Origin of the sequence: Reyranella humidisoli (assembly GCF_019039055.1) — a bacterium.
GTDB classification, from domain to species: Bacteria; Pseudomonadota; Alphaproteobacteria; order Reyranellales; family Reyranellaceae; genus Reyranella; species Reyranella humidisoli.
On record NZ_JAHOPB010000001.1, the window covers coordinates 2,026,057 to 2,048,826 of the forward strand.

Consider the following 22,770-nt stretch of genomic DNA (forward strand, 5'->3'; position numbering starts at 1 on the left):
GAGACCGACGCCCAGATCGAGGCCGCGCCACGCGCCGATTTGGGCCGAATTTTGTCTTCATCCCGGCTGAAATAATAATCGCTGATAAACGCATTTGTGACTTCCGCAATTCTTGCGTTTGCGGTGCAGCTTGCCGTAAGTGGTCGCACGGTACAGCGTGTCTGATCTGCGTAAATGCATAGTTGCAGCCGCTCAGAGGATCCATCGTGAATAGAAGCCAGGTGGCGTTCGTCGATCCCGCGGTGGGGGATGCGCTCCTGATTGCTGGCTCGCTGCAGCTTGGCATCGAGGCGATTCTCCTCGACGGCTCGCGTCCGGCTCTGGCGCAGATGGCCGCGGCACTGGCCGGCAGGCGCGACCTCGCCGTCGTTCACGTCATCGCTCACGGACGTGCCGGGCAGATCGACTTCGCCGCCGGCGCGGTGACGCGCGCGTGCCTGCCGGCTCACGCGGACGATCTGGCACTCCTTCGGCGCGCGCTTTCGGCAGCGGGGGAACTCCGTCTCTGGTCCTGCGAAGCCGCTCTCGGCCCCGAGGGTGCCGTCTTCGTCGCAGCGCTCGGCGATGCGCTCGGCGCTCCCGTCCTCGCATCGACACGCCTCGTGGGCGCCGCCGACCGGGCCGGGCAGTGGGAACTGGACGTGCCGGCCGGCGTGTCGCCGCCGCCTCCGCTCACGCCATCCGGCGTAGCGGCCTTTGCCGGTGTGCTGGCAAGCTTCACCGCGACAGCGGGTACCGACACGTTCAACGGAACGACGGCCAGCGACACGTTCATCGTCGCGACCGGAACGGTGAGTGCGACCGATACTTTCAGCGCCGGCGGCGATCCGGGCATCGACGTCATCCAGATCGGAACGGCCGGCGCCGGCACCAGTGTGGACCTGAGCGCTGCGGCGACCGACGGCGTGGCCGGTTTCCTCGATTTCGAGGCGATCACCTTCGTCAACACCTCAGGCACGTCGACGGCGACGTTCAACGCCGCCCAGTTCGGCGCCGGCAAGATATCGACGACGGCGGCGATCACCGGCACGGCCTTCACCCAGGCCCTCGTCGTCAATACAAGCGCCGGCACGTCGGTCGATCTCTCCGGCTGGACCTTCGCGACCTGGACGTCGGGCACCGACACGATCTCGATCGGCGCCGCCACGGGCGACGAAATCCTCGTCGGCAGCAGCCAAGCCGACCGTTTCGTCGTCAATGCCACGAACCAGGTCTCGCTGGCCGACCGGTATGACGGCGGCGCAGGCAACGACGTGCTTCAGATCGGCTCGACGACGACGGGCGTCGCCGTCGATCTCAGCGCCGCCGCCTCGGACGGCGTCAACGGCTTCGTCGGCATCGAGGGCATAAGCTTCATCAACACGTCGGGCACCTCGACCGCGACGTTCGGCAGCGCGCAGTTGGGCGCGGGCAAGATTTCGAATGCGGCGGTGATTACCGGCGCGAGTTCGACGCAGGCCATCGCGATCAACGCGGCGGTGGGCGGCTCGGTCGACCTGTCGGGCTGGACTTTCTCCGGCTGGACCTCCGGCACCGACACGATCACGCTGACTGGCTCGACCGGCGACGAAATCCTGGTCGGCAGCAGCCAGATCGACCGCTTCGTCGTGAGTGACACCGCCCAGGTGTCCGGCGCGGACCGCTACGACGGCGGCGCGGGCAACGACGTGCTTCAGATCGGCTCGACGACCACGGGCGTTACCGTCGATCTGAGTGCCGCCGCCTCGGACGGCGTCAACGGCTTCGTCAGCATCGAAGGCCTCGCCTTCGTCAACACGTCGGGCACCTCGACCGTCACGCTGGGCAGCGCGCAACTCGGTGCCGGCAGGGTCTCGAACGCGTCGGTGATCACCGGCGCGAGCTCGACGCAGGCCATCGCGATCAACGCGGCGCTGGGCGGCTCGGTCGACCTGTCGGGCTGGACTTTCTCCGGCTGGACCTCCGGCACCGATACGATTTCGATCATGGGCTCGACCGGCGACGAAATCCTCGTCGGCAGCAGCCAGATCGACCGCTTCGTCGTCGGCGACACCAATCAGGTCTCCGCCGCCGACCGCTACAATGGCGGCGCCGGCAACGATGTGATCCAGGTCGGCGTCGCGGGTGCCGGCACGAGCATCGATCTCAGCGCCGCCGCGGATGACGGCGTGAACGGCTTCCTGAGCGTCGAGAGCATCACCTTCGTGAACACGTCGGGTACCGCGACGGCGACGCTCGACGCGACGCAGATCGGGACCGGCAAGATATCGGCGGCGTCGGCCATCACCGGCACCGCGGCCACCCAGGCCGTGGCGATCAATCTTTCCGCCGGCGGCGCGCTCGACCTGTCGGCCTGGACCTTTGCCACCTGGACGTCCGGCACCGACACGATTTCGATCACGGGCTCGACGGGCGACGAGATCATCGTCGGCAGCAGCCAGATCGACCGGTTCGTCGTCAGCGACACCAGTCAGGTCTCCGCCGCCGACCGCTACAATGGCGGTGCCGGCAACGACGTGATCCAGGTCGGCGTCGCGGGCGCCGGCACCAGCATCGATCTCAGCGCCGCCGCGTCGGATGGGGTGAACGGTTTCCTCAGCGTCGAGGGCATCACCTTCGTCAACACGTCGGGCACCTCGACCGCGACGCTCGCCGCCGCGCAGGTCGGGACCGGCAAGATCGCGACGGCCGCGGCGATCACCGGCACCGCGGCGGACCAGGCCCTGGCGATCAACGTGGCGTCGGGCGGGTCGATCGACCTCACGACCTGGACGTTCACCACCTGGACGTCGGGAACCGACACGATCACCCTCACCGGCTCGACCGGCACCGAGATCATCGTCGGCAGCACCCAGGTCGACCGGTTCGTCGTCAGCGACAGCAACCAGGTCTCGGCGACCGACCGCTACAATGGCGGCGCGGGCAACGACATCCTCCAGGTCGGCGTCGCGGGCGCCGGCACGAGCATCGATCTCAGCACCGCCGCCGCCGACGGGGTCAACGGCTTCCTGAACGTCGAGGGCATCGCTTTCGTCAACACCTCCGGCACGTCGTCGGCGACCCTGAACGCCGCGCAGTTCGGAACCGGCAAGATTGCCGTCACCGCCGCCATCACGGGAACGCTCGGCGCCGTCCAGGCGCTGACGGTCAACGTGGCGGCCGCCGGATCGATCGACCTCTCGACCTGGACGTTCGCCAACTGGACCTCCGGCACCGACACGATCACGGTCAATGGCTTGACCGGCGCGGAGACGCTCACGGGCGCCACGGAGGCCGTGCGGATTCTGGCGGGTGCCGGCACCGACACGCTGATCGTCACCAATACGAACCAGGTCCAGGCCGGCGACCGTTACGACGGCGGCGACGATGCCGACACGTTGCGCATCGGCACGACGACGGGCACGGCCATCGATCTCAGCGCGGCGGCCAGCGACGGCGTCGACGGCTTCGTCAACATCGAGCGCGTCACCTTCGCCAACACCTCCGGAACGACGACGGCGACCTTCAACGCCAGCCAGTTCGGTACCGGCAGGATTTCCAGCACGGCGCTGTTCACCGGCACCACCCAGGTCCAGGCCGTGGCGGTCAACCTGTCCGCCGGCGGCTCGTTCGACATGTCGGGCTGGACCTTCGCGACGTGGACCTCCGGCACCGACATCATCACCGTGACGGGCTCGACGGGCGACGAAACCATCGTCGGCAGCAGCCAGATCGACCGGTTCGTCGTCGGCGCGACCAGCCAGGTATCGGCCGCGGACCGCTACGACGGCGCCGCCGGAAACGACATTCTCCAGATCGGCGTCGCGGGCGCCGGCACCGCCATCGACCTCAGCGCGGCCGCCTCCGACGGCGTCAATGGCTTCGTCAGCGTCGAGGCGCTCACCTTCGCCAACACCTCGGGCACGTCGAACGCGACGTTCAACTCCGCCCAGTTCGGCACCGGCAAGATCGCGACCACGGCGGCGATCACCGGAGTCGCCACGTCGACGCAGGCCCTCGTGGTCAACATGGCGACGGCCGGCGCGCTCAACATGTCGGGCTGGACCTTCGCCACCTGGACCGCCGGCACCGACACGATCACGATCAACGGCTCGAGCGGCGCCGACACGATCACGGGCCCCATCCAGGGCGCAACCATCCTGGCCGGCGCGGGCAACGACACGCTGATCGTCAGCGCCACGACGCAGGTGCAGTCGAACGACCGCTACGACGGCGGCAGCGACATCGACACGCTGCAGATCGGCACGGTCGGCGCCGGCGTGACCGTCAGCCTGACGGCCGCCGCGAGCGACGGCATCGACGGCTTCGTCAACATCGAGGCCATCTCCTTCGTCAATACGTCGACCACGTCGACGGCGACCTTCAACGCGAGCCAGTTCGGCGCCGGCAAGATCTCGACCGCCGCGACGATCACCGGAACGGCGGCGGGAGTCCAGGGACTTGCCGTCAATCTCGCCGCAGGCAATTCGCTCGACCTGTCGGGCCTCACCTTCGTCACCTGGGTATCTGGCACCGACACGATCAGCCTGACCGGCTCGACCGGCACCGAGAGCATCGTCGGCACGAGCCAGATCGACCGCTTCGTCGTGGGCGCCTCGAACCAGATCTCGGCCGGAGACCTGTACGACGGTCGCGCCGGCAACGACGTCATCCAGGTCGGCGCGACGACGGCCGCCGTTTCCATCGATCTCAGCACGGCCGCGTCCGACGGGGTCAACGGATTCATCAGCGTCGAGGGCATCACCTTCGTCAACTCGGCCGGCACGTCGACGGCGACCTTCAACGCCAACCAGTTCGGCGCCGGCAAGATTTCCTCGACCGCGATCGTCACCGGCACGACCTCGACGCAGGCCATCGTGGTCAATGTCGATTCGGGCGGCTCGGCCGACCTGTCCGGCTGGACCTTCCCGACCTGGACCTCCGGCACCGACACGATCACGGTCAACGGGGCGGGCGGCGCCGAAACCTTCACCGGCGCGATCCACGGGACGACGATCCTGGCCGGTTCCGGCAACGACACGCTGATCGTCAGCAACACCACGCAGGTCCAGGTCAGCGATCGCTACGACGGCGGGGCAGACACCGACACGCTGCAGGTCGGCCTGGTCGGCGCCGGTACCAGCATCAGCCTCGCTGCTGCGGCGACCAACGGCATCGACGGCTTCGTCAACATCGAGGGCGTCGCCTTCGTCAACACGTCCGGCACGTCGACCGCGACCTTCGGCTCGGCCCAGATCGGCGCCGGCAAGATTTCGAACACGGCGCTGATCACCGGCACGGCCTCGACCCAGGCACTCGCCCTCAACATGGCCACGGGCGGCTCACTCGACCTGTCGGGCTGGACCTTCACGGGCTGGACCTCCGGCACCGACACGATCACGCTGACCGGCTCGACGGGCAACGAGATCTTCGTCGGCAGCAGCCAGACGGACACATTGTTTGTCGGCGCGACCGCGCAGGTGTCGGCGGGCGACCGGTACGATGGCGGCGCAGGCAACGACATCCTGCAGGTTGGCGCGGCGGGCGGGGGAGTCACGATCGACTTCAGCGCGGCGGCTAGGGACGGCGTGAACGGGTTCCTCAACGTCGAGGCCGTCAACTTCACCAACACGTCCGGAACGTCGGTCGCAACGTTCAACGCAGGCCAGTTCGGCGCGGGCAAGATTTCCAATTCGGTGGCGATCACCGGCACGGCCTCCACGCAGGCGCTGGCGATCAACCTGTCCGCCGCCGGTTCGCTCGACATGTCGGGCTGGACCTTCGGCACCTGGACCTCAGGAACCGACACGATCACGGTGACCGGCTCGACCGGCGACGAGATCGTCGTCGGCAGCAGCCTGATCGACCGGTTCGTCGTCAGCGCGTCCAACCAGGTCACGTCGGGCGACCGCTACAACGGCGGCGCCTCGAACGACATCCTGCAGGTCGGGCTCGCGGCTGCGGGCACGAGCATCGATCTCAGCGCTGCCGCCTCCGACGGGGTCAACGGGTTCCTGAGCGTCGAGGCCATCGCCTTCGTCAACACGTCGGGCACGTCGACGGCGACCTTCAACGCCAACCAGTTCGGTACGGGCAAGATCGCGTCGACGGTCGCCGTCACCGGGACGGCGTTTACCAACGCCATCGTGGTCAATGTCGATTCGGGCGGCTCGGCCGACCTGTCCGGCTGGACCTTTCCCACCTGGACCTCCGGCACCGACACGATCACGGTCAACGGCTCGGGCGGGGCCGAGACGATTACGGGCGCGATCCAGGGCACGACGGTCCTGGCCGGCGCCGGCAACGACACGCTGATCGTCAGCAACACCACGCAGGTCCAGGTCACCGACCGCTACGATGGCGGGGCCGACAACGACGCCCTCCAGATCGGCGTGGCGGGCGCCGGCACCAGCATCAGCCTCACCGCCGCGGCGACCAACGGCACTGACGGCTTCGTCAACATCGAGGGGATCACTTTCGTCAACACGTCCGGCAGCTCCGTCGCGACGTTCAACGCGACGCAGTTCGGCGCCGGCAAGATTTCCAGCACCTCGACCATCACCGGTACGGCCTCGACGCAGACCTTCGCGGTCACGCTGCCGTCGGCCGGATCCTTCGACTTGTCGGGATTCACCTTCTCGAGCTGGACGTCGGGCACGGACGTCATCTCGGTGACCGGCTCGACGGGCGCCGACACGATCGTGGGCAGCGGGCTGATCGATACGCTGACGGGGGGCGCCGGTGCCGACACGCTGACGGGCGGGGCAGGCCTCGACATCTACAACTTCGCCGCCGGATCCTCCGCCCTCACGATCGGCGGTTCGGGCACGTCCGGTACCATCGTCGGCTACGACACGATCACCGACTATGCCTATGGGGCGACCGCAGGAGTCAGCGAGAAGCTCGGCTATTCCGGCGCCGCCGTCGTCACCGCCTTCACCCGTGCAGTGGCATCGACGCTGCAGCTGAACACCGGCGCGACGGTCAAGTCGCATGCCATCTCCAACGGCATCATCACCTTCGACGACGCGACAACCTATGCCGCCGCGGTGAACCTGCAGTCGCTGTCGGACGTGGCCGCGGCGGTGCAGTATCTCCAGGCTCACGATATCGGCTCCACCGGCAGCTCGGTCGCCTTCAAGGCGACGATCGGCGGCATCGGGCACACCTTCGTCTACATCCAGGGGACGTCCAGCGGCTCGCCCGACAGCAGTGATTCGCTGATCGACCTGGCGGACGTGTCGGCCAGCAGCCTCACGGCCAGCGGCAATCAGCTGACCGCCTTCGACAGCGTGCCGCCACCGCCGCCGGCCGCGCCGACCGTGGCGGAGAATGCCGCTGGGGGAATCAACGCCGCCGAAGCGGCGGACGGCACGGTGGTCCTGGTCAGCCTGTCCGGGACCGGCGCGGTTGCCGGCGATACGCTGACGGTGAACTGGGGCGGCGAGGTCGTAACCCACCTCCTGACGGCCGGGGATATCGTGGCCGGCAGCGTCGAAGTCGCGGTGCCGCCGGAAACCGTCGCGGCGCAGGGCGATGGCGCGTTCAACGTCACCGCCAGCCTGACCGATTCGGTCGGCAATGTCGGTGCGAATTCGCCGGCCACCCTCGTATCGGTCGATACCGTCGCGCCGCCGGCACCGCTGGCGCCGGGGATCGCCGAGAACGGGGCGGGCGGTGTCAACGCCAGCGAAGCCTCGAACGGGACAGAGGTCGTGGTCGACCTGTCGGGCCTCGGCGCCGAGGCTGGCGACACGCTGACGGTGAACTGGGGCGGCGAGGTCGTGAGCCGCGCTGTGACCGGGGCCGAGGTCCTGGCCGGCAGCGCCACGGTCCAGATCTCCCTCGGTGTGATCGCGGCCCAGGGCGACGGCACGTTCGACGTGACGGCAAGCCTGACCGACATTGCGGGCAACGTTGGGCCAGCCTCGACGCCGACGCCGGTGACGGTGGACACGGTCGCGCCGGCGGCGCTGGCGGTCGCGCCGGTCGTTCCGGAGAGCGCACTCGACGGGCTGAACGGGTCTGAGGCGGCGGACGGCACTGCCGTCGTGGTCGACCTGTCCGGCAGCGAGGCAGTGCTTGGCTATTCGCTGAAGGTCAACTGGGGCGGACAGTCCGTCACCTATGCTCTGACGGCAGGCGACATCCTGGCCGGCAGCGCCTCGGTGGAGGTGCCGCCGGGCGTGATCGCCCTCCAGGGCGACGGCACGGTCGACGTGACGGCCAGCCTGATCGACATCGCCGGCAACGAGGGAGCGGCGTCGCCCGCCGCGAGCGTGGCCGTTGACCGAACCAATCCCACCGTCACGGTGGCGATTGCGGACGCTTCTCTCAGCGACACGGACGCGAGCTCGCTTGTCACCTTCACCTTCAGCGAGGCACCGGCCGGCTTCACCGACGCCGACCTCGATGTCGTGGGCGGCACGATCACCGACCTGGTGGCAACGGTCGACCCGCTGGTGTGGACGGCGCAGTTCACCGCGACCGATGGGTTCACCGGCACCGGCTCGGTGACGGTCGTCTCCGACAGCTACACGGACGCGGCGTTGAACCTGGGCGGTTCGGGTAGCGACAGCGTCACCGTCGATCGGACCAATCCGACGGTCACGGTGGCGATCGCCGAGAGCGCACTGAGCGACGGCACCACGAGCTCGCTGGTGACGTTCACGTTCAGCGAAGCGCCGACGGGCTTTACGGATGCCGACCTCGATGTCGTGGGCGGCACGATCACCGACCTGGTGGCGACGGTCGATCCGCTGGTGTGGACAGCGCAGTTCACTGCGACCGATGGCTTCACGGGCACCGGCTCGGTGACGGTCATATCGGACAGCTACACCGACGCCGCCCTGAATCTCGGTGGCTCGGGCAGCGACAGTGTCACCATCGATCGGACCAATCCGACGGTCACGGTGGCCATCGCCGACGGGTCTCTAAGCGACACGGACTCCAGTTCTCTGGTGACGTTCACCTTCAGCGAAGCGCCGGTCGGCTTCACCGACGCCGACCTCGATGTCGTGGGCGGCACGATCACTGACCTGGTAGCGACGGTCGACCCGCTGGTGTGGACCGCGCAGTTCACGGCGACCGATGGCTTCACCGGCACCGGCTCCGTGACCGTGGTCTCCGACAGCTATACGGATACGGCGCTGAACCTGGGTGTGTCGGGTAGCGACAGTGTCACCATCGACCGCACCAATCCCACCGTCACGGTGGCCATCGCCGACGGGTCTCTCAGCGACACGGACTCCAGTTCTCTGGTGACGTTCACGTTCAGCGAGGCACCGGTCGGCTTCACCGACGCCGACCTCGACGTGGTCGGCGGCACGATCAGCGACCTGGTGGCGACAGTTGACCCGCTGGTCTGGACGGCGCAGTTCACCGCGACGGACGGGTTCGCCGGCACGGGCTCCGTGACGGTCGTCTCGGACAGCTACACCGACGCCGCCCTGAATCTCGGCGGCTCGGGCAGCGACAGCGTCACGGTCGACCGTACGAACCCGACGGTGACAGTGGCCATCGCGGAAGCCTCGCTGAGCGACGGCACCGCGAGTTCGCTGGTCACCTTCACCTTCAGCGAGGCACCGGTCGGGTTCACGGACGCCGACCTCGATGTCGTGGGCGGCACGATCACCGATCTGGTGGCAACGGTCGACCCGCTGGTGTGGACGGCGCAGTTCACCGCGACGGACGGGTTCACCGGCACGGGCTCGGTGACGGTCGTCTCCGACAGCTACACCGACGCCGCCCTGAATCTCGGCGGCTCGGGCAGCGATAGCGTCACCGTCGACCGGACCAATCCGACGGTCACGGTGGTCATCGCCGACGGGTCGCTCAGCGACACGGACTCCAGTTCGCTCGTTACGTTCACTTTCAGCGAGGCACCGGTCGGCTTCACGGACGCGGACCTCGATGTCGTGGGCGGCACGATCACCGACCTGGTGGCGACGGTCGGCCCGCTGGTGTGGACAGCGCAGTTCACGGCGACCGATGGGTTCACCGGCACGGGCTCCGTGACCGTGGTCTCCGACAGCTATACGGATACGGCGCTGAACCTGGGTGGCTCGGGCAGCGACAGCGTCACGGTCGACCGTACGAACCCGACGGTGACGGTGGCCATCGCCGACGGGTCTCTCAGCGACACGGACTCGAGTTCGCTTGTTACGTTCACGTTCAGCGAGGCACCGGTCGGCTTCACCGACGCGGACCTCGATGTCGTGGGCGGCACGATCACCGATCTGGTGGCGACGGTCGACCCGCTGGTGTGGACCGCGCAGTTCACTGCGACCGATGGCTTCACGGGCACCGGCTCGGTGACGGTCATATCGGACAGCTACACCGACGCCGCCCTGAATCTCGGTGGCTCGGGCAGCGACAGTGTCACCATCGATCGGACCAATCCGACGGTCACGGTGGCCATCGCCGACGGGTCTCTAAGCGACACGGACTCCAGTTCTCTGGTGACGTTCACCTTCAGCGAAGCGCCGGTCGGCTTCACCGACGCCGACCTCGATGTCGTGGGCGGCACGATCACTGACCTGGTAGCGACGGTCGACCCGCTGGTGTGGACCGCGCAGTTCACGGCGACCGATGGCTTCACCGGCACCGGCTCCGTGACCGTGGTCTCCGACAGCTATACGGATACGGCGCTGAACCTGGGTGTGTCGGGTAGCGACAGTGTCACCATCGACCGCACCAATCCCACCGTCACGGTGGCCATCGCCGACGGGTCTCTCAGCGACACGGACTCCAGTTCTCTGGTGACGTTCACGTTCAGCGAGGCACCGGTCGGCTTCACCGACGCCGACCTCGATGTCGTGGGCGGCACGATCACCGACCTGGTGGCAACGGTCGACCCGCTGGTGTGGACGGCGCAGTTCACCGCGACCGACGGGTTCACGGGCACGGGCTCGGTGACAGTCGTCTCCGACAGCTACACCGACGCTGCCCTGAACCTCGGCGGTTCGGGCAGCGACAGCGTCACCGTCGACCGCACCAATCCGACGGTTACGGTGGCTATCGCCGACGGGTCTCTCAGCGACACGGACTCGAGCTCGCTCGTTACATTCACCTTCAGTGAGGCACCGGTCGGCTTCACGGATGCCGACCTCGACGTGGTCGGCGGCACGATCACCGACCTGGTGGCAACGGTCGACCCGCTGGTGTGGACGGCGCAGTTCACGGCGACGGACGGGTTCACCGGCACGGGCTCGGTGACGGTGGCCTCCGACAGCTACACCGACGCGGCGCTGAACCTGGGCGGCTCGGGCGCCGACAGTGTCACCATCGATCGGACCAATCCGACGGTCACGGTGGCCATCGCCGACGGGTCTCTCAGCGACACGGACTCCAGTTCTCTGGTGACGTTCACGTTCAGCGAGGCACCGGTCGGCTTCACCGACGCCGACCTCGATGTCGTGGGCGGCACGATCACCGACCTGGTGGCGACGGTCGACCCGCTGGTCTGGACGGCGCAGTTCACGGCGACCGATGGGTTCACGGGCACCGGCTCCGTGACGGTCGTTTCCGACAGCTACACCGACGCGGCGTTGAACCTGGGCGGGTCGGGTAGCGACAGCGTCACCATCGATCGGACCAATCCGATGGTGACAGTAGCCATCGCCGACGGGTCTCTCAGCGACACGGACGCCAGCTCGCTCGTTACATTCACCTTCAGTGAGGCACCGGTCGGGTTCACGGACGCGGACCTCGATGTCGTGGGCGGCACGATCACCGACCTGGTGGCGACGGTCGACCCGCTGGTGTGGACGGCGCAGTTCACGGCGACGGACGGGTTCACCGGCACGGGCTCGGTGACGGTGGCCTCCGACAGCTACACCGACGCGGCGCTGAACCTGGGCGGCTCGGGCGCCGACAGTGTCACCATCGATCGGACCAATCCGACGGTCACGGTGGCCATCGCCGACGGGTCTCTCAGCGACACGGACTCCAGTTCTCTGGTGACGTTCACCTTCAGCGAGGCACCGGTCGGCTTCACCGACGCCGACCTCGATGTCGTGGGCGGCACGATCACCGACCTGGTGGCAACGGTCGATCCGCTGGTGTGGACCGCGCAGTTCACCGCGACGGACGGGTTCACCGGCACCGGCTCCGTGACGGTCATCTCGGACAGCTACACGGATGCCGCTCTGAACCTGGGTGGCTCGGGCACCGACAGTGTCACCATCGATCGGACCAATCCGACGGTCACGGTGGCCATCGCCGACGGGTCTCTCAGCGACACGGACGCCAGCTCGCTGGTCACGTTCACCTTCAGCGAGGCGCCGACGGGCTTCACCGACGCCGACCTCGATGTCGTGGGCGGCACGATCACCGACCTGGTAGCGACGGTCGACCCGCTGGTGTGGACCGCGCAGTTCACCGCGACGGATGGATTCACCGGCACGGGCTCGGTGGAGGTCGTATCGGACAGCTATACGGACGCGGCGCTGAACCTCGGCGGGGCGGGCAGCGACAGCGTCACGATCGACCGCACCAATCCCACCGTCACGGTGGCCATTGCCGATGGGTCTCTCAGCGACACGGACGCCAGCTCGCTGGTCACCTTCACCTTCAGCGAAGCGCCGATCGGCTTTACGGACGCGGACCTCGACATGGTCGGCGGCACGATCACCGACCTGGTGGCGACGGTCGACCCGCTGGTCTGGACGGCGCAGTTCACCGCGACCGATGGCTTCACCGGCGCGGGCTCGGTGGCGGTCGTATCGGACAGCTACACCGACGCGGCGCTGAACCTCGGCGGGGCGGGCAGCGACAGCATCACCGTCGACCGGACCAATCCGACGGTCACGGTGGTCATCGCCGACGGGTCGCTCAGCGACACGGACGCCAGCTCGCTCGTTACATTCACCTTCAGTGAGGCACCGGTCGGCTTCACCGACGCGGACCTCGATGTGGTGGGCGGCACGATCACCGACCTGGTGGCGACGGTCGACCCGCTGGTGTGGACGGCGCAGTTCACGGCGACGGACGGGTTCACCGGTACGGGCTCGGTGACGGTCGTCTCCGACAGCTACACTGACGCGGCGCTGAACCTGGGCGGGTCGGGCAGCGACAGCATCACCATCGATCGGACCAATCCGACGGTCACGGTGGCCATTGCCGATGGGTCTCTCAGCGACACGGACGCCAGCTCGCTGGTGACGTTCACGTTCAGCGAAGTGCCGGTCGGCTTCACCGACGCGGACCTCGATGTCGTGGGCGGCACGATCACTGACCTGGTAGCGACGGTCGACCCGCTGGTGTGGACCGCGCAGTTCACCGCGACCGATGGGTTCACCGGCACCGGCTCCGTGACCGTGGTCTCCGACAGCTATACGGATACGGCGCTGAACCTGGGTGTGTCGGGTAGCGACAGTGTCACCATCGACCGCACCAATCCCACCGTCACGGTGGCGGTCGCCGAGAGCGCACTGAGCGACGGCACCGCGAGTTCGCTGGTCACCTTCACGTTCAGCGAAGCGCCGACGGGCTTTACGGACGCGGACCTCGACGTGGTCGGCGGCACGATCACCGACCTGGTGGCGACGGTCGACCCGCTGGTCTGGACGGCGCAGTTCACGGCGACGGACGGGTTCACCGGCACGGGCTCCGTGACGGTCGTCTCGGACAGCTACACCGACGCCGCCCTGAACCTCGGCGGTTCGGCTAGCGACAGTGTCACCATCGATCGGACCAATCCGACGGTGACGGTAGCCATCGCCGATGGGTCTCTCAGCGACACGGACGCCAGCTCGCTGGTGACGTTCACCTTCAGCGAAGCGCCAACAGGCTTCACCGACGCGGACCTCGATGTCGTGGGCGGCACGATCACGGATCTGGTGGCGACGGTCGACCCGCTGGTCTGGACGGCGCAGTTCACCGCGACCGATGGGTTCACCGGTACGGGCTCGGTGACGGTCGTCTCCGACAGCTACACTGACGCGGCGCTGAACCTGGGCGGGTCGGGCAGCGACAGCATCACCATCGACCGGACCAATCCGACGGTCACGGTGGCCATCGCCGATGGGTCTCTCAGCGACACGGACGCGAGCTCGCTCGTTACATTCACCTTCAGCGAAGCGCCGACGGGCTTCACGGATGCCGACCTCGATGTCGTGGGCGGCACGATCACCGACCTGGTGGCGACGGTCGACCCGCTGGTGTGGACGGCGCAGTTCACCGCGACCGATGGGTTCGCGGGCACGGGCTCGGTAACGGTCGTCTCGGACAGCTACACGGACGCCGCCCTGAATCTCGGCGGCTCGGGCAGCGACAGCGTCACCGTCGACCGGACCAATCCGACGGTTACGGTGGCCATCGCCGACGGGTCTCTCAGCGACACGGACTCGAGCTCGCTCGTTACATTCACCTTCAGTGAGGCACCGGTCGGCTTCACCGACGCCGACCTCGAAACGGTCGGCGGTACGATCACGGATCTGGTGGCGACGGTCGACCCGCTGGTGTGGACGGCGCAGTTCACGGCGACCGATGGGTTCACCGGAACAGGCTCGGTCAGTGTGGTGGCCGACAGCTATACGGACGCGGCGCTGAACCTCGGCGGGGCGGGCAGCGACAGCGTCACGGTCGACCGTACGAACCCGACGGTGACAGTGGCCATCGCGGAAGCCTCGCTGAGCGATGGCACCACGAGTTCGCTGGTCACCTTCACCTTTAGCGAAGCGCCGACGGGCTTTACGGACGCGGACCTCGATGTCGTGGGCGGCACGATCACGGATCTGGTGGCGACGGTCGACCCGCTGGTGTGGACGGCGCAGTTCACGGCGACCGACGGCTTCACGGGCACAGGTTCGGTGGCAGTCGTCGCCGACAGCTACACGGACGCGACGCTGAACCTGGGTGGGGCCGGCACCGACAACGTCACCATCGACCGGACCAATCCGACGGTCACGGCGGTCATCGCCGACGGGTCTCTCAGCGACACGGACGCCAGCTCGCTGGTCACCTTCACCTTCAGCGAGGCACCGGTCGGGTTCACCGACGCCGACCTCGATGTCGTGGGCGGCACGATCACCGACCTGGTGGCAACGGTCGATCCGCTGGTGTGGACGGCGCAGTTCACCGCGACCGATGGGTTCACCGGCACGGGCTCGGTGACGGTCGTCTCGGACAGCTACACGGATGCCGCTCTGAACCTGGGCGGCTCGGGCAGCGACAGCGTCACGGTCGACCGTACGAACCCAACGGTGACAGTGACCATCGCGGAAGCCTCGCTGAGCGATGGCACCACGAGTTCGCTGGTCACCTTCACCTTCAGCGAGGCGCCGACGGGCTTCACGGATGCCGACCTCGATGTGGTGGGCGGCACGATCACCGACCTGGTGGCGACGGTCGACCCGCTGGTGTGGACGGCGCAGTTCACGGCGACGGACGGGTTCACCGGTACGGGCTCGGTGACAGTCGTCTCCGACAGCTACACCGACGCGGCCCTGAATCTCGGCGGTTCGGGTAGCGACAGCGTCACTGTCGACCGCACCAATCCGACGGTCACGGTGGCGATCGCCGACGGGTCTCTCAGCGACACGGACTCGAGCTCGCTCGTTACATTCACCTTCAGTGAGGCACCGGTCGGCTTCACCGACGCGGACCTCGATGTCGTGGGCGGCACGATCACCGATCTGGTGGCGACGGTCGACCCGCTGGTGTGGACGGCGCAGTTCACGGCGACCGACGGCTTCACGGGCACAGGTTCGGTGGCGGTCGTCGCCGACAGCTACACGGACGCGACGCTGAACCTGGGTGGGGCCGGCACCGACAACGTCACCATCGACCGGACCAATCCGACGGTGACAGTGGCCATCGCGGAATCCTCGCTGAGCGACGGCACGGCCAGCTCGCTGGTGACGTTCACGTTCAGCGAGGCGCCGACGGGCTTTACGGACGCGGACCTCGACGTGGTCGGCGGCACGATCACCGACCTGGTGGCGACGGTCGACCCGCTGGTGTGGACGGCGCAGTTCACGGCGACCGATGGGTTCACGGGCACGGGCTCCGTGACGGTCGTCTCGGACAGCTACACCGACGCCGCCCTGAACCTGGGCGGTTCGGGCACCGATAGCGTCACCGTCGACCGCACCAATCCGACGGTTGCGGTGGCCATCGCCGACGGGTCTCTCAGCGACACGGACTCCAGTTCTCTGGTGACGTTCACCTTCAGCGAGGCACCGGTCGGCTTCACCGACGCCGACCTCGATGTCGTGGGCGGCACGATCACCGACCTGGTGGCAACGGTCGACCCTCTGGTGTGGACGGCGCAGTTCACGGCGACCGATGGGTTCACGGGCACCGGCTCCGTAACGGTCGTCTCGGACAGCTACACCGACGCCGCCCTGAACCTCGGCGGTTCGGGCAGCGACAGCATCACCATCGATCGGACCAATCCGACGGTGACGGTAGCCATCGCGGAATCCTCGCTGAGCGACGGCACGGCCAGCTCGCTGGTCACCTTCACCTTCAGCGAAGCGCCGACGGGCTTTACGGATGCTGACCTCGACGTGGTCGGCGGCACGATCACCGACCTGGTAGCGACGGTCGACCCGCTGGTGTGGACGGCGCAGTTCACGGCGACCGATGGGTTCACCGGCACGGGCTCGGTGACAGTCGTCTCCGACAGCTACACCGACGCCGCCCTGAACCTGGGCGGTTCGGGCACCGATAGCGTCACCGTCGACCGCACCAATCCGACGGTTGCGGTGGTCATCGCCGACGGGTCTCTCAGCGACACGGACGCCAATTCTCTGGTGACGTTCACCTTCAGCGAGGCACCGGTCGGCTTCACCGACGCCGACCTCGACGTGGTCGGCGGCACGATCAGCGACCTGGTGGCGACAGTTGACCCGCTGGTGTGGACGGCGCAGTTCACCGCGACGGACGGGTTCGCCGGCACGGGCTCCGTGACGGTCGTCTCGGACAGCTACACCGACGCCGCCCTGAATCTCGGCGGTTCGGGCAGCGACAGCGTCACCGTCGATCGGACCAATCCGACGGTTACGGTGGCCATTGCCGATGGGTCTCTCAGCGACACGGACGCGAGCTCGCTCGTTACATTCACCTTCAGCGAGGCACCGGCCGGCTTCACCGACGCGGACCTCGATGTGGTGGGCGGTACGATCACCGACCTGGTGGCGACGGTCGACCCGCTGGTGTGGACGGCGCAGTTCACGGCGACCGATGGGTTCACGGGCACGGGCTCCGTGACGGTCGTCTCCGACAGCTATACCGACGCCGCCCTGAATCTCGGCGGTTCGGGCAGCGACAGCGTCACCGTCGACCGGACCAATCCCACCGTCACGGTGGCCATTGCCGATGGGTCTCTCAGCGACACGGACGCCAGCTCGCTGGTCACCTTTACCTTCAGCGAAGCGCCGACCGGCTTTACGGACGCCGACCTCGATGTCGTGGGCGGCACGATCACCGACCTGGTGGCGACGCTCGACCCTCTGGTGTGGACCGCGCAGTTCACGGCGACGGACGGGTTCACCGGCACGGGCTCGGTGACGGTCGCCTCGGACAGCTACACGGATGCGGCGCTGAACCTGGGTGGGTCCGGCACCGACAGCGTCACCATCGACCGGACCAACCCGACGGTGACGGTCGCGATCGCGGAATCCTCGTTGAGCGACGGGACGACCAGCTCGCTGGTGACGTTCACGTTCAGCGAAGCGCCGACCGGCTTTACGGACGCCGACCTCGACGTGGTCGGCGGCACGGTCACGGATCTTGTGGCGACGGTCGACCCGCTGGTCTGGACCGCGCAGTTCACGGCAACCGATGGCTTCACCGGAACAGGCTCGGTCAGTGTGGTGGCCGACAGCTACACGGACGCGACGCTGAACCTCGGCGGTTCGGGTAGTGACAGTGTCACCATCGATCGGACCAATCCCACCGTCACGGTGGCCATCGCCGATGGGTCTCTCAGCGACACGGACTCCAGTTCTCTGGTGACGTTCACCTTCAGCGAGGCACCGGTCGGCTTCACGGACGCAGACCTCGACGTGGTCGGCGGCACGGTCACGGATCTTGTGGCAACGGTCGACCCGCTGGTCTGGACGGCGCAGTTCACCGCAACCGATGGGTTCACGGGCACGGGCTCGGTGACGGTCGTCTCCGACAGCTACACCGACGCGGCATTGAACCTAGGTGGTTCGGGCAGCGACAACGTCAGCATCGACCGGACGGCGGATGCTGACGGCAATCTCGTTCTGTCGATCCCCGACACCGCGATCAACGCGGTGGAGCGGACGGCCGTCGCGTTCTCCGTTTCCGGCATCGACCCTGACGTCGTCACGGCAACGGTGACGTTCACCGATTCCCTCGGCCAGACGATCGCCGTGGCGGCGTCGGCGGGCGTCGTCGACATGTCGTCGTTCGTCAGCGGTACGGTCACATCGGCGCTCAGCGTCGTGGACGCCGCCGGGAACATTGACTCGGTCGCGGGGGCGGCGATCGCCCTGGACGCGGTCAACGGCACGTCAGGCAACGACACGATCTACGGCACCGCGCTGAACGAGACCTTCAACGGCGGCGCGGGGAACGACTACCTCTACGGTCGCGAGGGCGCCGATACCCTTATCGGCGGTGCGGACGCCGACCAGCTCATCGGCGGAACCGGCGCGGATACGATGAACGGCGGGACCGGTGACGACGTCTACTTCGTCGACAATGCCGGTGATGTGGTCGTCGAATTGACGGGCGAAGGCGTCGATTCGATCTATACCGGCATCGACCTCTCCCTGGCCGCGGATCAGGAGATCGAATTCCTGCGCGCCGATGCGGGCACGACTGGCCTCACGCTTGCCGGCAACGACCTCGCCAACAGGATCTACGGCGCCGAGGGCAACGACACGCTGAACGGCGGTGGGGGCGACGACAAGCTGATCGGCGGCGCCGGAGCGGACCTGATGCGCGGCGGCGCGGGCGACGATTCGTACTACGTCGACAATGCGTCGGACCAGATACAGGAAGCGGTCGGTGAGGGCGCCGATGTGGTCTTTGCCAGCGTTGACTACACGCTCGCCGATGGTCAGGAGATCGAGTTCCTGCGTGCGAATGCCGGCATGACCGCGCTGACGCTGACCGGCAACGGCTTCGACAACAGACTGTATGGCGCCGATGGAAACGATGCCCTCGTCGGTGGCGGCGGGAACGACCGGCTGATCGGTGGCGCCGGTGTCGACACGATGACCGGTGGCGCCGGGGACGATCTCTACTACGTCGACATGTCGACGGATCAGGTGCTCGAGGCATCGTCCGAAGGTCTCGATACGGTCTATGCCAGTGTCGATTACACGCTGGCGGACGGCCAGGAGATCGAGTTCCTGCGCGCCAGCGCAGGATCGACCGCGCTGACGCTGACCGGCAACGGTTTCGACAACAGACTGTACGGCACCGACGGAAACGACACGCTCGTCGGGGGTGGCGGCGACGACAAGCTGACCGGTGGCACCGGGGCGGACCTGATGTCCGGTGGCCTCGGGAACGACGTCTACATGGTCGACGATGTGGCGGACCAGGTTCAGGAAGCAGCCGGCGAAGGCATCGACTCGGTCTACACCAGCGTCGATCTCACCCTGGGTTCGGGCCAGGAAATCGAGATCGTTCGCGCTAATTCGGATGCCTTGGGCCTGACGCTCACCGGCAACGGCTTCGACAACAAGCTGTACGGCGACATGGGCGACGACACGCTGGTCGGCGGCGGCGGAAACGACAGGCTCGCGGGTGGGATCGGGGCGGACGCGATGAGCGGCGGGCTCGGCGACGATGTCTATTACGTCGACGATGCCGGCGACGTGGTGACCGAACTGGCCGGTGAGGGCAGCGACTCGCTTTATACGTCCGTCAACCTAACCCTGACGGCGGGCCAGGAAATCGAGTTCCTGCGGGCGAATGCCGGCGCGACCGGCCTCGTTCTCGGCGGCAACGATTTCGACAACAGGATCTACGGCGGCGCTGGCAACGATACGATCACGGGAGACCACGGTAGCGACCGCCTGTACGGCGCTGACGGTAATGACACGCTGATGGGCGGCGGCGGCATCGATCGCCTGTTTGGCAATGGCGGCGACGATACGCTGAACGGAGGCAACGGCAACGACAGGCTCAACGGCGGCACCGGGATGGACCAGCTCACCGGCGGCGCCGGCAACGACACGTTCATTTTCAACGCCCCGCTCGACGGCGTGACGAACGTGGATACGATCTTGGACTATGTGGTGGCCGACGATTCCATCTACCTCCACCAGACCTACTTCGGCGAGCTGGCCATGGGTAAACTGAGCGCTTCGGCATTCGCGCTCGACAGTGCCACCGGCTTGGCTGCGCAGATCGTGTACAACACGACGACCGGTGCGCTTTCCTACGACAACAACGGCGCCCTCGCGGGCGGTGCGACGCAGTTTGCCGTGGTTCAGGGCGCGCCGACCCTCAACGAGAACGAGTTCTTCATCGTCTGAGGACGAGCGGTGCCCGCGGGCCGCCTATCCCGGCCATGCCCGGCGCGCCGTCGGCGCCTCAGAGGTTCTGGAGCTTGTTCTCGACGCCGAGGATGTGGCGGCCGACCATCTCGACATGACCGAGCATGGCCTGCAGATGCTGGCTGGCGCTCATGGCGTCGCGAAAGCGCCGCTCGAACGGTGCGCTGTCGAGGATGGCCGTCGTTCCCGCCGCGCGATAGGCGGCGATGGAGACGTCGCTCGCCTCGTTCATGCCGTGCGTCGTTGCCAGGCGCAGCCGCATGCGCCGGTCGACGTCGAGCGTGCCCGCCGAGGCCGCGTCGTAGGTCGCGCGAACCTCGGCATGCAGGAAGGCGCGGGCGGCCGAGAGCCGGGCGTCGAGCAGGGCGATCTCGCGCTGGATGGCGTTGTTGGCCGCCATGGAATTGATCGAGGCGCGGCTGTGCTTGCCGCGCGCCAGGTCGATATAGGCGTCGAGCAGGCGCCGCGCGAGGCCGATGGTGACGCTGCAGAAGCCGCTGGCATAGAGGAGCGTCGAGCCGATCGTGTAGATCGGCCCCGTCTCGCGCCGTTCCTGCAGCACGTCGCGCGCCGGCGCCATGGCGTCGGGGATGAACAGATCCTCGACTGTGTAGGTGTCGCTGCCGGTGCCGCGCAGCCCGAGCACGAACCAGTCGTCGACGATCCTCGCGTCGGTGCGCCTGAACACGAAACTGCGGTCGTCGGCGCGGCCGTGGCGCATGTGCGGCGTGCCGTCGGGGTTCTGTACGGCGCTGTGCGCGCCCATCCAGGTCGAGTGGCGCCCGCCGCTGGCGAAGCTCCAGGTGCCGCTCAACCGGTAGCCGCCGTCGACGCGGATCGCCGTGCTGGCGCCGTGACGCGCGCCCCAGGCGAGGCCGACGCCCGGGCTGCCGAAGGTGGCGAGAGCCGCTTCGTGCGGCATGGCGGCGGCCGAGGTCGCGGAGGAGACGTTGGACTGGTTGACGAACCAGGCGGTGCTGGCATCCGCCCAGGCGATGGCTTCCACGGCCTCGCAGAAATCGATGAGCGGCAGCTCCTGTCCGCCGAGGCTGCGCGGCAGCAGCAGGCGCAGCATGTCCTGGGCGATGAGGCTGTCCACGACGTCCGGCGTGAGCTCGCGGCGACGGTCGATCTCGACACCATGCCGGTCGAGCAGCGGCTGCAGGGCGCGGGCCCGCTCGGGAGCGCTGAGGGTCGGAGCGTTGAGAGTGGGAGCCGGCTGAACGCTGTCCATGGAAGTCCTCGGGCGATGCCTGTTGCACTCATACTGGGCCGGATTGGCAATCCGTCAATCGGCCAGCGCCGAATGCGACTACCCAGCGAAAAATCCCATGCCGGTGGCGTCGTCTAGCGGGCGAGGTCCGAGGCCACGCGCCTGTCGCGCGCGATTGCCGCCCCCACGGCGGAGGGCCCGTCGAATTCAATCGGGATGCTGGCGAGCCGTGCCTGGGTCTGAAGGGATTTGTCGTTGCGCAATCCAAGGAGCGCGGAGGTCAGGCGGCCCGCTATTGCCGGAGTGGTCCTGGCGGGCGCGAACAGTCCGAAGCTGATCGTGTAGGCGAGCTTGGGATCGCCCACCAGTTCGGCCAGCGTCGGCACATCCGGGAGCTGCGGCGAGCGGCTGGCACCGGAGGTCGCTATCACGCGCAGTCTGGTGCGGTTACGGGCGTTGTGCAGCACCACGGACCGCGTATCCATCGCCGCGAGGTCGGCGCGCCGGGTCAGCAGCATGTCGATGGCGGCCGTGCTGCCGGCCACCTCGATGGCCTGGAACGACAGGTTCATCCGGCGTTCGACGAGGGCCAGCAGGAGGCCGATGGTCGAGTCGTGGCCCGTCGTCGCGGCCTTCAGCCGGTCGGTCTTCGCCGCCGCGACGAGGCCGTTCCAGTCCTTGATGTCGGAGAACCCGTTCACCACCAGCGCAGTCGAGAAGCCGCGTGTGATTTTCGCGATCGGCTGCAGCCGCGACAGCAGCGGTTCTGCCGGCGTCTCGAGCAGCACGAGGTTCAGGATTTCGGCGATCAGCAGCAGGCGGCCGTCTGGCTCGGCGCCGATCACTTCGAGCGCCGCGCGGCGGCCGGCCTCGCCCAGCGTGTAGTCGAACTCGACCGGTTCCTTGAGGGCGGCCGAGAAACCATCCTGGATGAGCTGCGCGCAGAGATCGGTGGGGTTGCCGACGCCGAGGCCGCAGATCAGGCGGATGGCGTTCGTGGCCGCCGCAGCCTGCCGGCCCGTCATGCCGGCGATCGCGCCGGCAACGGTCCAGCGCAGGGCGTCGCGTCGGGTCGGTCTCATTCCGCGGCAATGATACAGGCCCGGC

The 22,770-nt window shown here is 67.7% G+C and carries 3 protein-coding genes; 1 reads left to right on the forward strand and 2 read right to left on the reverse strand.

The genetic code is table 11. The annotated features are described in order from the left end of the window. Positions 1–206 precede the first annotated feature (206 nt). A complete protein-coding gene (locus KQ910_RS09945; RefSeq protein ID WP_216959003.1) occupies positions 207–20,429 on the forward strand; it encodes an Ig-like domain-containing protein in 20,223 nt (6,740 codons plus the stop codon). A 58-nt stretch (positions 20,430–20,487) separates the two neighbouring features. Here the strand turns inward: KQ910_RS09945 and KQ910_RS09950 are convergent, their stop codons facing one another. Continuing rightward, on the reverse strand, positions 20,488–21,684 hold the full coding sequence (locus KQ910_RS09950) for an acyl-CoA dehydrogenase family protein (protein WP_216959006.1): 1,197 nt from the start codon (positions 21,682–21,684) through the stop codon (positions 20,488–20,490). A gap of 113 nt (positions 21,685–21,797) precedes the next feature. Then, positions 21,798–22,745 carry a tripartite tricarboxylate transporter substrate-binding protein gene (locus KQ910_RS09955; RefSeq protein ID WP_216959009.1) on the reverse strand — a complete coding sequence of 316 codons (948 nt, stop codon included), beginning with the start codon at positions 22,743–22,745 and terminating at the stop codon, positions 21,798–21,800. Positions 22,746–22,770 lie beyond the last annotated feature (25 nt).